General features: G+C 63.3%; 14 protein-coding genes. 7 read left to right on the top strand and 7 right to left on the bottom strand.

Annotated features, from left to right (window positions below; translation table 11 throughout):
* Window positions 1-117: 117 nt before the first annotated feature.
* Entirely contained in the window at window positions 118-660 is a 543-nt protein-coding gene (locus J4E58_RS29645; protein ID WP_007922237.1) for a helix-turn-helix domain-containing protein, read from the bottom strand.
* 159 nt (window positions 661-819) lie between these two features.
* On the opposite strand from J4E58_RS29645, the gene J4E58_RS29640 reads away from it, so the two are divergent.
* Together J4E58_RS29640 and J4E58_RS29635 are read left to right on the top strand one after the other, a co-directional pair.
* Entirely contained in the window at window positions 820-1,602 is a 783-nt protein-coding gene (locus tag J4E58_RS29640; RefSeq protein WP_053259901.1) for an aldolase, read from the top strand.
* A 30-nt stretch (window positions 1,603-1,632) separates the two neighbouring features.
* On the top strand, window positions 1,633-2,520 hold the full coding sequence (locus tag J4E58_RS29635; protein ID WP_087089156.1) for a dihydrodipicolinate synthase family protein: 888 nt from the start codon (window positions 1,633-1,635) through the stop codon (window positions 2,518-2,520).
* Between the two features lie 172 nt (window positions 2,521-2,692).
* On the opposite strand, the gene J4E58_RS29630 is transcribed toward J4E58_RS29635, so the two are convergent.
* Entirely contained in the window at window positions 2,693-3,028 is a 336-nt protein-coding gene (locus J4E58_RS29630) for a YegP family protein (protein WP_007922249.1), read from the bottom strand.
* Window positions 3,029-3,243: 215 nt separating this feature from the next.
* Between J4E58_RS29630 and J4E58_RS29625 the strand changes: the two genes are divergently transcribed.
* The 5 genes from J4E58_RS29625 to J4E58_RS29605 all read left to right on the top strand — a co-directional run bounded on the left by J4E58_RS29625 (window position 3,244) and on the right by J4E58_RS29605 (window position 8,589).
* Window positions 3,244-3,783, top strand: coding sequence for an RNA polymerase sigma factor (locus J4E58_RS29625; protein WP_007922251.1), 540 nt, complete (start codon window positions 3,244-3,246; stop codon window positions 3,781-3,783).
* Window positions 3,780-4,751, top strand: a complete 972-nt coding sequence (locus tag J4E58_RS29620; RefSeq protein WP_087089158.1) for a FecR domain-containing protein — start codon at window positions 3,780-3,782, stop codon at window positions 4,749-4,751. The genes J4E58_RS29625 and J4E58_RS29620 overlap by 4 nt, the downstream gene beginning before the upstream one ends.
* 120 nt (window positions 4,752-4,871) lie before the next feature.
* Entirely contained in the window at window positions 4,872-7,445 is a 2,574-nt protein-coding gene (locus J4E58_RS29615) for a TonB-dependent receptor (protein WP_087089160.1), read from the top strand.
* Between the two features lie 223 nt (window positions 7,446-7,668).
* The gene (locus J4E58_RS29610; protein WP_173679813.1) at window positions 7,669-7,959 is read left to right on the top strand and encodes a hypothetical protein; all 291 of its coding nucleotides are present in this window, start codon (window positions 7,669-7,671) and stop codon (window positions 7,957-7,959) included.
* A gap of 9 nt (window positions 7,960-7,968) precedes the next feature.
* Complete coding sequence (locus tag J4E58_RS29605; RefSeq protein WP_087089164.1) at window positions 7,969-8,589, top strand: hypothetical protein; 621 nt, start codon at window positions 7,969-7,971, stop codon at window positions 8,587-8,589.
* Between the two features lie 10 nt (window positions 8,590-8,599).
* On the opposite strand, the gene J4E58_RS29600 is transcribed toward J4E58_RS29605, so the two are convergent.
* From J4E58_RS29600 to J4E58_RS29580, 5 genes are all read right to left on the bottom strand, one after another.
* Window positions 8,600-8,773 carry a hypothetical protein gene (locus tag J4E58_RS29600; protein WP_370686800.1) on the bottom strand — a complete coding sequence of 58 codons (174 nt, stop codon included), beginning with the start codon at window positions 8,771-8,773 and terminating at the stop codon, window positions 8,600-8,602.
* 333 nt (window positions 8,774-9,106) lie between these two features.
* Window positions 9,107-9,412: a ribbon-helix-helix domain-containing protein gene (locus J4E58_RS29595; protein ID WP_009042529.1), complete on the bottom strand. Its 306-nt coding sequence runs from the start codon at window positions 9,410-9,412 to the stop codon at window positions 9,107-9,109.
* Window positions 9,413-9,490: 78 nt separating this feature from the next.
* Complete coding sequence (locus J4E58_RS29590; protein ID WP_087089166.1) at window positions 9,491-10,072, bottom strand: DJ-1/PfpI family protein; 582 nt, start codon at window positions 10,070-10,072, stop codon at window positions 9,491-9,493.
* Between the two features lie 154 nt (window positions 10,073-10,226).
* Window positions 10,227-11,444: an SAM-dependent methyltransferase gene (locus J4E58_RS29585; protein ID WP_007927434.1), complete on the bottom strand. Its 1,218-nt coding sequence runs from the start codon at window positions 11,442-11,444 to the stop codon at window positions 10,227-10,229.
* 238 nt (window positions 11,445-11,682) lie between these two features.
* Window positions 11,683-12,300: a TPM domain-containing protein gene (locus J4E58_RS29580; RefSeq protein ID WP_087089168.1), complete on the bottom strand. Its 618-nt coding sequence runs from the start codon at window positions 12,298-12,300 to the stop codon at window positions 11,683-11,685.
* Between the last annotated feature and the right edge of the window lie 21 nt (window positions 12,301-12,321).

Raw genomic sequence — 12,321 nt, 5'->3', positions numbered from 1 at the left:
TACTCTGACCTGTAGCCGCTGCCGCAGGCTGCGATAAGGCCGAAGGCCTTCAGCGATCTCAAGGCCTTGCGCCCCCTTCGGGGTCGATCGCAGCCTGCGGCAGCGGCTACAAGCACATCACTCCTCGCCGCTGTGCACCACCACCAGCAACTGCGCCTGCACCTCACCCACCGAGCGCAGGCGGTGGGGTTTCTGCGCGTTGAAGTGCAGCGCGTCGCCCCGGTTGAGGATCACCCGCTCGTTCATGAAATCCACTTCCACCTGCCCTTCGTGGACAAACAGAAACTCCTCCCCCAGGTGTTCCTTGAAGCTCTTGTCGGTGAATTCCCTGGGCGGGTAGATGATGAACGGCAACAGGCTGCGCTCGCTGACCTGATGCGCCAGCACCGCGTAACCCGGCGCCTGGTCGTTGGCCGCCAGCGACTGGCGTTCGTCGCTGCGCACCAGGCTGTAGCTGTCCAGGCTGACCTTGTCTTCGGCGAACAACTCCTCGACGTTCACGTTCAACGCCTTGGCCAGTTTCAACGCCGCGGCGATCGAGGGTGTGTTCAGGCCGCGCTCGACTTTCGACAGGTAGCTCTTGGTCATGCCGGATTTCTCGGCCAGGGCCTCCAGCGTCACGCCAAGTTTTTTTCTCAATAATTTCAAACGGATAGACATGTAGAACGGTTAACCCATCAAGGAGGCGACGATTTGTCCTTGCCAATGACACAAAGTGTCATATAGCCTCTTTAGTGTCATTTGCTTTCACCCAACGACCTTGCGAGCAGCGGGGGCTGGCAAATCCGACGTCCATTGCAACGACCAAAGGACACCGATATGGCCAAGACATTAGCACTACCCAAAGAGCAACTGGTCAGGCAAGCCCTGACCCAGATGCAAAACACCCTGGCGGATAATACGTGGACCGACCGGCAAAAGCTGGCCCTGACCTGCCGCATCCTGTTCGAGAACGGGCATGACTCCGGCCTGGCCGGGCAGATCACCGCCCGTGGCCCGCAGCCGGGCACTTACTACACCCAGCAACTGGGTCTGGGTTTCGACGAGATCACCGCGGGCAACCTGCTGCTGGTCAACGAAGACCTGGAGGTGCTCGAAGGCCACGGCATGCCCAATCCGGCCAACCGTTTCCACAGCTGGGTGTACCGCGCCCGCCCCGATGTGAACTGCATCATCCACACTCACCCGACCCACGTCGCCGCGTTGTCGATGATCGAAGTGCCGCTGGAAATCTCCCACATGGACCTGTGCCCGCTGTATGACGACTGCGCCTTTCTCAAGGCCTGGCCGGGCGTGCCGGTGGGTAACGAAGAAGGCGAGATCATCTCCGCGGCCCTGGGCGACAAGCGCGCCATCCTGCTCTCGCACCACGGCCAACTGTCCACCGGCGCCAGCATCGAGGAAGCCTGCGTGATCGCCCAGTTGATCGAGCGCGCCGCCAAGCTGCAATTGCTGGCCATGGCCGCCGGCACCATCAAGCCGATCCTGCCGGAGCTCGGCCGCGAGGCCCATGACTGGATCTCCAAGCCCAAGCGTCACGCCGCCGCCTTCAACTACTACGCTCGGCAGAACCTCAAGCAACACGCCGATTGCCTGAACTGAACCCACCTCATTCGCTAAAGGAGCGTCGCCATGTCGAACGCCAACATTCACGGCATCATCGGCTACACCATCACCCCGTTCACCGCCAACGGTGAGCAACTGGACCTGGACCCCCTCGGCCGTTCCATCGATCGCCTGATCGACAGCGGCGTGCAGGCCATCGCGCCCCTGGGCAGCACCGGCGAAGGCGCTTACCTGAGCGACGCCGAATGGGACCAGGTCGCCGAGTTCAGCATCCGCCACATCGCCAGGCGCGTGCCGACCATCGTCAGCGTTTCCGACCTGACCACCGCCAAGGCAGTGCGCCGCGCGCGCTTTGCCGAGGCCAAGGGCGCCGATGCGGTGATGGTCCTGCCGACGTCCTACTGGAAGCTCAGCGAAGCCGAGATCCTCGCCCACTACCAGGCCATCGGCGACAGCGTCGGCGTGCCGATCATGCTCTACAACAACCCGGCCACCAGCGGCACCGACATGTCGGTGGAACTGATCCTGCGGATCTTCCATACGGTGGAAAACGTGACCATGGTCAAGGAGAGCACCGGCGACATCCAGCGCATGCACAAGCTGCAACTGCTGGGCGAAGGCCAGGTGCCGTTCTACAACGGTTGCAACCCGCTGGCCCTGGAAGCCTTCGCCGCCGGCGCCAAGGGCTGGTGCACCGCCGCGGCGAACCTGATCCCGCAGCTCAACCTGGACCTGTACCAGGCGGTGCTGGACAACGACCTGGAGCGCGCGCGCGAACTGTTCTACCGCCAGTTGCCGGTGCTCGACTTCATCCTCAAGGGCGGCCTGCCGACCACCATCAAGGCCGGGCTGAACATGACCGGACTGCAGGTCGGCGACCCGCGCCTGCCGGTGTTCCCGCTGAATGAAGCCGGGCGCAATCAGTTGCAGGCCATGTTGAACGCAGTGCGCTAAACGCCCTGCCTCCCCCCTGTAGGAGCGAGCTTGCTCGCGATGAGGCCGGTAGCTGCACCGCCTGATCCTCGAGTTCTTATCGCGAGCAAGCTCGCTCCTACAGCACGGGACAGCGCCCAACAAAAAGCCCGGCAGGTTGTCCTGTCGGGCTTTTTTGTTTCAGGGCAAAACGTCAGGCGGTCTTGTCTTTGATGGTCGTGCTCGGACCGTTGGTCTGCACGCTGGCAATGCCCGCATCGCGCGCCGCCTCGGACGAATAGCGCTGGCTATTGCCGATGATCTGGTGGTTCGCGGCCTTGAGGTTGAAATAAGGTTTGCCGTCCTTGGAGACTTCCTTGGCGTAGCGGGCCTCGTTGGGACTGTTGGTCTGCACCGAAGCGATGCCGTTTTCGGCGGCGCTGCGGGAGGAATACAACTCACTCGTCAAAATGGTTTCAGCGTTGCCAGCCTTGAGAACGAAGCGGAACTGCCCGTCACTGCTTTTGCTCAATTCATACCATCCAGCCATGGTCCTGCTCCTGAGTGTCCAAAGATGCGAATGCACTTCGGATTAAAGCCTGTCTTTGCCGGTTTACCAGCGTTTGGGGTGTGTTGCTGAGGCACGCAGCATCAGACAGGAAAAATCGCATCCGGTTCATGACGCGAAACTCATGCAGACAAATAGTAATAATTCTCGATATCATTCGCAACCTTTCTGCCCGGCAGTACTTGCGAAGGATTTTCATGTCTCGCTTCAAGCCCGACCCCACCTCGGCGGACCCCGTCCGCGGGTTCTATGCGGACATCCTGCATTACCTGCGTAAACGCACGGACAACGCCTGCGATGCGGCGGACATGACCCAGGACGTCTTCACCCAATGGCTCGATTACCGCGACCGGGCCAAGGTCGAACAACCCCGCGCCTTTCTGTTCCAGATGGCGCGCAACCTGCTGCGCGACCACTGGCGCCGGCAGAAGGTCAGGCACAAGGTGCACCACGAACCGCATGCAGCAGAACCCGAGCCGCTGGCCGACGAACACCACGAGCCTCTGCCCGCGGCCCAGCGCCTGCAACGCCTGGAGCGCTTGAAGAGCGTGCTCGCCGAACTCTCGCCGCGCCGCCGCGAAGCCCTTATGCTGCACCGCTTCGAAGGCCTGAGCCAGGCGCAGATCGCCGAACGCATGGGCATCTCCCTGAGCATGGTGGAAAAACACATCGCCTTTGCCCTGCTGCACTGCAAGCAGCGCCTGGAACAGGAACACGGCAAGGAGCAAGCCCAATGACCCGCCCCCGCGACCCTCAACATGAGCACGAGCACCCGATCGACAGCATCGATGCCCAGGCGGCCGTCTGGTTCACCCGCAATCGCGACGATCGCAGCCAGGCCACCCGCGACGCGTTCAAGACCTGGTCCAGCGAACCGGCCCATGCCCGGGCCTACGCCGAGTTCGAGCGCTTGTGGGCCGACCTGGCCGAACTCGAACCACTGAACCGACCGACGCCGCTGCCGGTGCGCAAAAAGCCGCGCTGGCGCCCGGCCCTGGCGGTCGCCGCCGCATTGGTCTGCGCGCTGCTGACCATCGAGCTGGGCGCCCCGCCGGCGATCCATTCGCAACAGATCGCCGCGCAGAGCACGGGCATGCGCAGTTTCAACCTGCCCGATGGCAGCACCCTGTACGTCAACGCCAACACCCGCCTGCGCATCGACTTCACCGCGCAGCAGCGCAACCTCTATCTGGACCAGGGCCAGCTGTACCTGGAAGTGGCCGCCGACAAGGAGCGGCCGCTGTGGGTGCATGCAGGCAACGCCCGGGTGCGGGTGGTCGGCACCGGCTTCGATGTGCGCCGCGGTGAGAAACAACTGGTGGTCAGCGTCGCCCATGGCCAGGTGGCATTCGTTCCCGATGCGCAGAAGCCCGATTCACTGCTGCTCGGCGCCCGCCAGCGCGGCATCTATGACTACGCCAGCGGCACCCTGCGGGAACAGGCGGTGAACGTCGCTGAGGTCGCCGACTGGCGCGGCGGCCACCTGGCCTTTCGCAATCGCGACCTGGCCAGCCTGGTGGACGAGCTGAACCTCTATCGCCGCCAGCCGGTGTTGCTGGCCGATGGCGCGCTGGGCAACTTCAAGGTCTCGGGCAACCTCGATGTGCAGGACCCAGACGCCCTGATCAAGGCCCTGCCGGCGCTGATCCCGGTGAAAACCGTGGCCCTGGCCGACGGCCGCGTGCGTATCGAAGCCCGGCGCTGAAACCCATATGCGAATATTTTGCATTCGCATATGAGGTTTTATTTTGCTGACGCGTCTTCCTCCGGTCTGCGTTGTTTACGCACACCTTTTCTGGCCTTTGTCGCCGCTCCGGGGGATTTCATGTTTCGCGCGCCTTATCACTTGCAGCTCATCTGTTCGCGTCCGACCCTGCTCGCCACCTGCCTGGCGTTCAGCCTGCAGGCCCAGGCCCAGGTTCAAGTCGAATCGTTCAACTTTGCCCTGCCCGCCCAACCGCTGGCGGCCTCGCTGAGCCAGGTGGCGCAGCAGGCGAAGATCCAGTTGCTGTTCGACGAAGAGTTGCTGCGCAACGTGAAGGCCCCGGCGCTGAAGGGCGATTTCAGCCCCGAGGCGGCGATCCAGCAATTGCTGGGCGGCAGCGAGTTCAGCCTGGTCAAGGTCGACAAGACCTACGTGGTGCGCCCCGCGGAAAACAGCAGCACCCGCAGTTCGGCGCTGCAGCTGGGGGCCATGAGCGTCATCGGCAGCGGCCTGGAAGTGGACTCCGCCACGGTCGGCCGCTCGACCCTGAACCAGGCCGAGATCGATCGCCACCAGGCCACCAACATTCCCAGCCTGATCGCCACCCTGCCCGGCGTCAGCCTCGGCGGCTCGCTCAAACCCGGCGGCCAGACCATCAACATCTGGGGCCTGGGCGATGCCGAAGACGTGCCGATGAGCGTCGACGGCGCGACCAAGAGCGGCTTCGAACGCTACCAGCAGGGCTCGATCTTCATCGAGCCGGAACTGATCAAACGCATCGAAGTGGAAAAGGGCCCGCACTCGCCCGAGACCGGCAACGGCGGTTTCGGCGGCACCGTGCACATGGAGACCAAGGACGCCCCCGACCTGCTGTTGGAAGGCCGCGACAGCGGCGCCATGCTCAAGTACGGCTACAGCAGCAACAGCCATGAGCAGGCCTACACCGGCGCGGTGTACGGACGCACCGAGGACCGGCGTTTCGATGCCCTGGCCTACTGGACCAAACGCGACGGCGACGACATGAAGCTGGCCAGCGCCCAGCCGGACCCGCGCAACGCCTACCCGATCAACCCCAAGCGCCTGCCCAACACCGCCCAGGACCTGGACGGCGAGCTGTTCAAGCTGAACATGCAACTGACCGACGAACATCGCCTGGGCTTGAGCTACATGCGTTCCAACAGCGATATCTGGGCGCCCTTCTCGGCCAAGAGCTACCCGACGCCACCGACCCAGAGCGATATCGACAAGTACGGCTACGACGGCGCCACACGGCGCTTCCTGGCCCAGCGCAATACCGTCGACACCACCTGGCAGGCCAAGTACCAGTACACGCCGCTGGACAACCCGTGGATCGACTTCGAGGCCAAGTACTCCGATTCCAAGACCGACCAGACCGACGAGCGCGGCCCGAACGCCTACACCCAGCCCGCCTCCGGTGGACGCAAGATCACCGTGGGTTACGAGGACAGGATCCTCTCGCTGAAAAACACCAGCCGCTTCAACACCGGCCCGCTGGAACATGCCCTGACCCATGGCATCCAGATCCGCAAGCACACCCGCGAGGTGGACATGTGGATGCCGGGCAAGACCTATGAGGTGCCCAAGTACAACAACGGGCATTACCAGCCGGGCTTCATGCCCCATGGCAAGGTCGACAACAACGCCTTCTATATCCAGGACGCGATCACCCTGGGCGACTTCACCCTGACCCCGTCCCTGCGCTACGACCATGTGCGCAACCGTGGGCAGAAAAACGACGCGCCGGTTTATAACAGCCCCAACCCGGTGGTCGGCCACGATTATGGCGACAAGACCTACACCGGCTGGTCGCCACGGCTGTCGGCGTTCTGGACGGTCACCCCGCAATTCGCCCTGTTCGCCGACTACAGCAAGACCTGGCGCGCGCCAGTGATCGACGAGCAATACGAAGTCCAGGCGCCGGGCACCACCCGCTCGGCCACCAGCCGCGACCTCGACCCGGAGCGCATCACCGCGTTGCGCGCCGGTAATATCACCAGCTTCGCCAATGTGTTCAGCGATGCCGATAGCGTGCAAATCCGCACCACCGTGTTCCGCAATGAGATCAAGGACGAAATCATGAAGAACCTGGGGATCGGCTGCCCCGAGCAACTGAGCAGCGGCAAGAACATCGGCCAGGTGTGCAACCAGCCGACCATCGGGGTCTACCGCAATATCGGCGACCTGACCATCAAGGGCTTCGAGGTCGAGAGCTTCTACGATTCGACCTACCTGTTCGGCTCGCTGTCCTACTCCTGGATCACCGGCAAGCATGAAGGCGCCTACACCAATCCCTGGGGGCCGAATGTCTGGGCGCGGGACATTCCGCCACGCAAGTGGGTCGCCACCCTGGGGGTGAAAATCCCGCAGTGGGATGCGCAGGTGGGTTGGCAGGGCCAGTGGGTACGCCAGACCGACCGCGTGCCGAGCGACGTCTACCCGAGCGGCCCGGCCAGCGCCTTGGGCGACTCCTACTGGGACCAGTACGAGAACGACCGCTACAACGTGCAGGGCCTGTTCGCCAACTGGAAACCGCAGCAGCCGTACCTCAAGGGCACGGAAGTCAACTTCACCCTGGACAACATGTTCAACCGCGATTACCGCCCGCCCCTGAGCGGCGAAAATGCCTCCAGCCTTGGGCGTAACGCCAAGATCAGCGTGACCCGGTTCTTCTGACCGCATCCGGCTGCGGTGTACTCGATGCACCGCAGCATGCAGATCGCCCACACCTGCCGCTGGCCGCCAAGGATGTGTTGCAAGCCTTTAGCCAAGCCCTCCTGCCCGCTCCTGCCGGGCTAAGATCGATCTCCCCCTGAAAACCACAGGGATGCCTTCGGGCGCTTTCAGTCGATTTCCTGTTGAATTCGTACGACGAGTATCGTACAAACGAGAAAGCATCATGGACAGAGGCTTCAGGCAGGTCCGGAGAGACCTGATCAGCGCGCTGCAAACGGAAAACTATCTGCATGCGGCTCGTGGCTCGATCGAGATCAAGAACCTGCTGGCCACAGGCGAGGTCTCGGCCCGGCAATTGATCGAGGTCATCAGCGCCTGCAAGGGCACGGACCACAGTTGCAGCGCACATCACAGCGTCCCGGGCATCGCGGTCCATGTGCTGAAAAAGGCAGGCTGGTACATCAAATTCTACTTTATCGAACCCGATGCATGGTTCATCAGCGTTCACCGATGAGGGCACCCCATGAAACTTTTTCTGCAGGGCGACCAAGGCAAGGCGCTCTGTGAGCATTGCCAACAGGTCGTCGGCATCACCTACATCCGTCGCGACGTCCCTTTCAGCGATGGGCATGGCCAGGCCCGGGAGATCCTGGTGGGAGTCTGCGACCACTGCGCCACCACGGTGGCCATCCCGCCCCAGTCGACACCAGCGATCAAGGACGCCCGCAAGCAGCAACTGACCTCCATCGAGGCGCGGCTGCCTGCGGTCTACCTCGACGTCCTGGATGCCGCGATGCACTCCGTGGCCCAGGACGCCGGGGTGCAGATGCGCAAACTGTTCTTCAGCTACTACTTCAGCGCACCCGCCGTGTCTGGTCTGGAGCAGGTGCATAGCGGCTTCGCCGCGTATCTGGCGGAGCAGGTCGAGGCCCGCCAGTTGCCTGCCGCCCGTTCGATGAAGCGCCTGTCGCTGAAAGTGAACCATTATGTGGCCGAGGATCTCGCCCGCCTGCTGGAGACGACCCGGATGACCCAGACCGAGTTGCTGAAATCGCTGATCGCGCAGATTCGCCTGGATGTGCTCGAAGGGGGCAACCCGGCGGTGATCGCCGACCTGCGCCAATTGACGCGCCTGGCGCTCTAGCCCTCAGCCTTTACCCCTGCCAACGGCCCCTGCCCGCCAAGGAAATCCCCCAGCGCCGCACCAGATAGTTGTGCTCGTCCATCACCGAGTTCCACACGGCGATATGCCCTATGCACTGCTGATAGGAACTGCCATCGCGGGTTTCGCCGATATCGATCAGCGGCCAGCCGTCACTGCCCGGCAACTCTTCCCGGGCCGGCTTGCCGTCGTACCAGTAATCCCACTTCGGCGCTGCTCTGGTGATCGCGAGAGCACCCGCCCCACCAACTGCGCCACCTGTAGCCGCTGCCGAGCCTTGGCGAGGCTGCGATCGGGGCGCAGCCCCGCAAAACCTGACGACGCGGTATGCCTGGAACGATGCCGCCTGCTCAGTGGCCCATGTGGCGCTCTCGGGTCCATCGCGAGCAAGCTTCGCTCCTACGGGTAGGGTGTTGTCTGGCTTGGCGCCCGCTACGTCGGAGTGCCGCCCAAGTCGATCGCAGCCTCGCAGGCTCGGCAGCGGCTACAGGGTGCGGGGTTATTTGGTGGCGCTGCGCACCACGCTGAGTTCCGGCGTGGCGCTGCGGCGCTGGCTCAGGTAGCGGGTGCAACTGACCCGCAGGAACGAGGCGAAATTCACCACTTCGCCGCGGTAGTCCATCACCTCTTCGTAGAGCTTGGCGATCAGCTGGTTGGTGGTCATGCCATCGACCTCGGCGATTTCGCTGAGGATGTCCCAGAACTGGTTTTCCAGGCGCAGGGTGGTGACCACCCCGCAGATGCGCAGCGAGCGCGAACGGGACTCGTAGAGGATCGGGTCGGCTTTGACGTAGAGCTCGCACATGCTGGGCGCTCCTCGGTTGTAGGGGTAGGACGATGGCGCTGCTTCCTGACAGAAAAGCAGCGCCGGCAAGTCATCCGCTTACAGGGTGATTTTGGTGCCCAGCAAACCGAGGAAACCGGCCAGCCAGTTGGGGTGCGCCGGCCAGGCCGGGGCCGTCGCCAGATTGCCTTGGACGTGGCTGTCCGTCACGGGAATATCGATGTAGGTACCGCCGGCCAGGCGCACTTCCGGGGCACAGGCCGGGTAGGCGCTGCACTCGCGGCCTTCGAGAATGCCCGCCGCGGCCAGCAGCTGGGCGCCGTGGCAGACGGCGGCGATCGGCTTGCTGGCCTGGTCGAAGGCTTGCACCAGTTGCAGGACTTTTTCGTTCAACCGCAGGTATTCCGGGGCGCGACCGCCGGGGATCAGCAGCGCGTCGTAATCGGCGGCCTCGACCTTGGCGAAGTCAAAATTCAGGGCGAACTGATGGCCCGGTTTTTCGCTGTAGGTCTGGTCGCCTTCGAAGTCGTGGATCGCGGTGCGCACGGTCTGCCCGGCCTTTTTGTCCGGGCACACCGCATGCACGGTGTGGCCGACCATCAGCAGCGCCTGGAACGGCACCATCACTTCGTAGTCCTCGACGTAATCGCCGACCAGCATGAGGATTTTTTTCGCGGCCATGGAGATGACTCCTCTTCAAGGGAAAACAGGAGTATTCAAGGTAGTCCCTATCCGCGGGGCCGGGTAATAACCCGGTACTACGCCTGCAACGTATCCGTACATCGCGTCATCGTTTTTCGCGGGCAAGCCTCGCTCCTACGGCAGCAGGCAACCCTCAGCCCAGGTAGCCGTCGGCCCGCAGCAGGGTTTCCAGGCAGTGCTCGCTGATGTGGTAGAACGCCTTGAGTTCGCCGATCTTCGCCAGCAGTTGGGTCGGGTCCTGGGGCTCGGCGCGTTTGACCGCGAGGATCATCTTGTTCTTGTTGGTGTGTTCCAGGGAGATGAACTCGAAGACCTTGGTCTCGTAGCCGCAGGCTTCGAGGAACAGCGCACGCAGGCTGTCGGTGACCATCTCCGCCTGCTGGCCCAGGTGCAGGCCGTATTGCAGCATCGGCTTGAGCAGCGCCGGGCTCTGCATCTGCGGGCGGATCTGCTTGTGGCAGCACGGCGAGCACATGATGATCGCCGCGCCGGAACGAATGCCGGTATGGATCGCGTAGTCGGTGGCGATATCGCAGGCATGCAGGGCGATCATCACGTCCAGCTCGCTCGGCGCCACGCTGCGCACGTCGCCGCACTTGAACTCCAGGCCCTGATGGTCCAGGCGCGCCGCCGCGGCGTTGCACAGGGTCACCATGTCTTCGCGCAGCTCCACGCCGGTCACCTGCCCTTGCGCCTGCAAGGTATTGCACAGGTAGTCGTGGATGGCGAAGGTCAGGTAGCCCTTGCCGGAGCCGAAGTCCGCCACCCGCACCGGCTGTTGCAGATCGATCGGCGACGAGCTCAGCGCATGGCTGAAGACCTCGATGAACTTGTTGATCTGCTTCCACTTGCGTGACATCGCCGGGATCAGCTCGTGCTGCTTGTTGGTCACCCCCAGGTCGGTGAGGAAGGGCCGGCTCAGCTCCAGGTAGCGGTTCTTCTCGCGGTTGTGCTCGGCGGACGGCACTTCGCGCTGCTGCTGGGCCTTGCCCTTGAACAGCGAGCTTTTGCCCTTCTTGCTGTATTCGAGCTGCACCTCATCGGTGAGCGACAGCAGGTGCGCGTTCTTGAACGACGCCGGCAGCAGCCCGGCGATCAGCGCCACACCCTCGTCCAGGGGGAAATTCTTGGTGATGTCGCGGGTCTTGTAGCGGTAGACGAAGGACAGGCACGGCTGCTCCTTGACCGTCAGTTGCTTGATGATCAGCCGCTGCAAGTCCGCCTCGGCCCCCACATGCTTGGCCAGCACCAGTTTGATAAAGGCGTTCTGCGCCAGGCTGGTTTCCAGCAGTTCGAGAAACTGGGCGTGATGATCCGGCGCGAGGCTGGCGGGGGTTGCGGTTGCAGACATGTAAAAGGTGCCTCGGGCGATGCGGGGTGTGAATCGGGGAATGGCGGGTATTTTAGGGGGGATGGCCCGCCGGGGCACGGAGTTATTTACCCGGCGGCACAGAATTCCAGGCGATGGGGCCTCCTGTAGCCGCTGCCGAAGGCTGCGATCGGCCGGCACGGCCGTGGCGCCCGCAAAATCGCTGGAGGTCCTGCGGACCTGGCGCAGCCTGCGGCAGCGGCTACAGGAGCGGGGGAAATCAGGCCAGGACCACCAGGCGGTTGGGCAGTTCGTTGCGCACATGGGTCACCGGCACATGCACCTTGAGCAGTTCGCCGCAGGCCTCGATGCAGGTGATGAAGCCTTGCAGGGTCTGCCCCTGCTTCACCTGCTGGGTGAAGGCCTGGACGATGGCGTCCCAGGTCTTGTCGTCGAGACGCCTGGAAATGCCCTCGTCCACCAGGATCTCCACATAGCGCTCGGCTTCGCAGACGAAGATCAGCATCCCGGTGCTGCCGACGGTGTGGTGCAGGTTCTGTTCGAGAAACTGGCGGCGGGCCAGGTTCGAGGCGCGCCAGTGGCGTACCGAGTGCGGAATCAGGCGAGTGGTGATCCGCGGGATGCGAAACACCAGGCAGAGCACGATAAAGGTCACCCATTGCACCAGCAGCAACAGGTGCATGCTCATCCAGCCGGTGGCGTAATGCACCACGCCCGGCACGATCAGCGCCAGCAGGCTGGCCCAGAGCAACGGGATATAGGCGTAGTCGTCGGCGCGGGCGGCCAGCACGGTGACCAGCTCGGCATCGGTCTGCTGTTCGACCCGGGCGATCGCCTCGGCGACCTGCCGTTGTTCGTACTCACTCAGTAGTGCCATGTCTTCCCATACTCATCGATT

It is taken from the genome of Pseudomonas sp. FW305-25, assembly GCF_017351415.1.
GTDB classification, from domain to species: domain Bacteria; phylum Pseudomonadota; class Gammaproteobacteria; order Pseudomonadales; family Pseudomonadaceae; genus Aquipseudomonas; species Aquipseudomonas chlororaphis.
Note: the sequence above shows the minus strand (reverse complement) of the source record. Positions and strands in the feature narration are given on the sequence as shown.

Coding starts and splice junctions, on each gene's coding strand:
- J4E58_RS29645 (WP_007922237.1), bottom strand. CDS start 660: ATGTCTATCCGTTTGAAATTATTGAGAAAAAAACTTGGCGTGACGCTG.
- J4E58_RS29640 (WP_053259901.1), top strand. CDS start 820: ATGGCCAAGACATTAGCACTACCCAAAGAGCAACTGGTCAGGCAAGCC.
- J4E58_RS29635 (WP_087089156.1), top strand. CDS start 1,633: ATGTCGAACGCCAACATTCACGGCATCATCGGCTACACCATCACCCCG.
- J4E58_RS29630 (WP_007922249.1), bottom strand. CDS start 3,028: ATGGCTGGATGGTATGAATTGAGCAAAAGCAGTGACGGGCAGTTCCGC.
- J4E58_RS29625 (WP_007922251.1), top strand. CDS start 3,244: ATGTCTCGCTTCAAGCCCGACCCCACCTCGGCGGACCCCGTCCGCGGG.
- J4E58_RS29620 (WP_087089158.1), top strand. CDS start 3,780: ATGACCCGCCCCCGCGACCCTCAACATGAGCACGAGCACCCGATCGAC.
- J4E58_RS29615 (WP_087089160.1), top strand. CDS start 4,872: ATGTTTCGCGCGCCTTATCACTTGCAGCTCATCTGTTCGCGTCCGACC.
- J4E58_RS29610 (WP_173679813.1), top strand. CDS start 7,669: ATGGACAGAGGCTTCAGGCAGGTCCGGAGAGACCTGATCAGCGCGCTG.
- J4E58_RS29605 (WP_087089164.1), top strand. CDS start 7,969: ATGAAACTTTTTCTGCAGGGCGACCAAGGCAAGGCGCTCTGTGAGCAT.
- J4E58_RS29595 (WP_009042529.1), bottom strand. CDS start 9,412: ATGTGCGAGCTCTACGTCAAAGCCGACCCGATCCTCTACGAGTCCCGT.
- J4E58_RS29590 (WP_087089166.1), bottom strand. CDS start 10,072: ATGGCCGCGAAAAAAATCCTCATGCTGGTCGGCGATTACGTCGAGGAC.
- J4E58_RS29585 (WP_007927434.1), bottom strand. CDS start 11,444: ATGTCTGCAACCGCAACCCCCGCCAGCCTCGCGCCGGATCATCACGCC.
- J4E58_RS29580 (WP_087089168.1), bottom strand. CDS start 12,300: ATGGCACTACTGAGTGAGTACGAACAACGGCAGGTCGCCGAGGCGATC.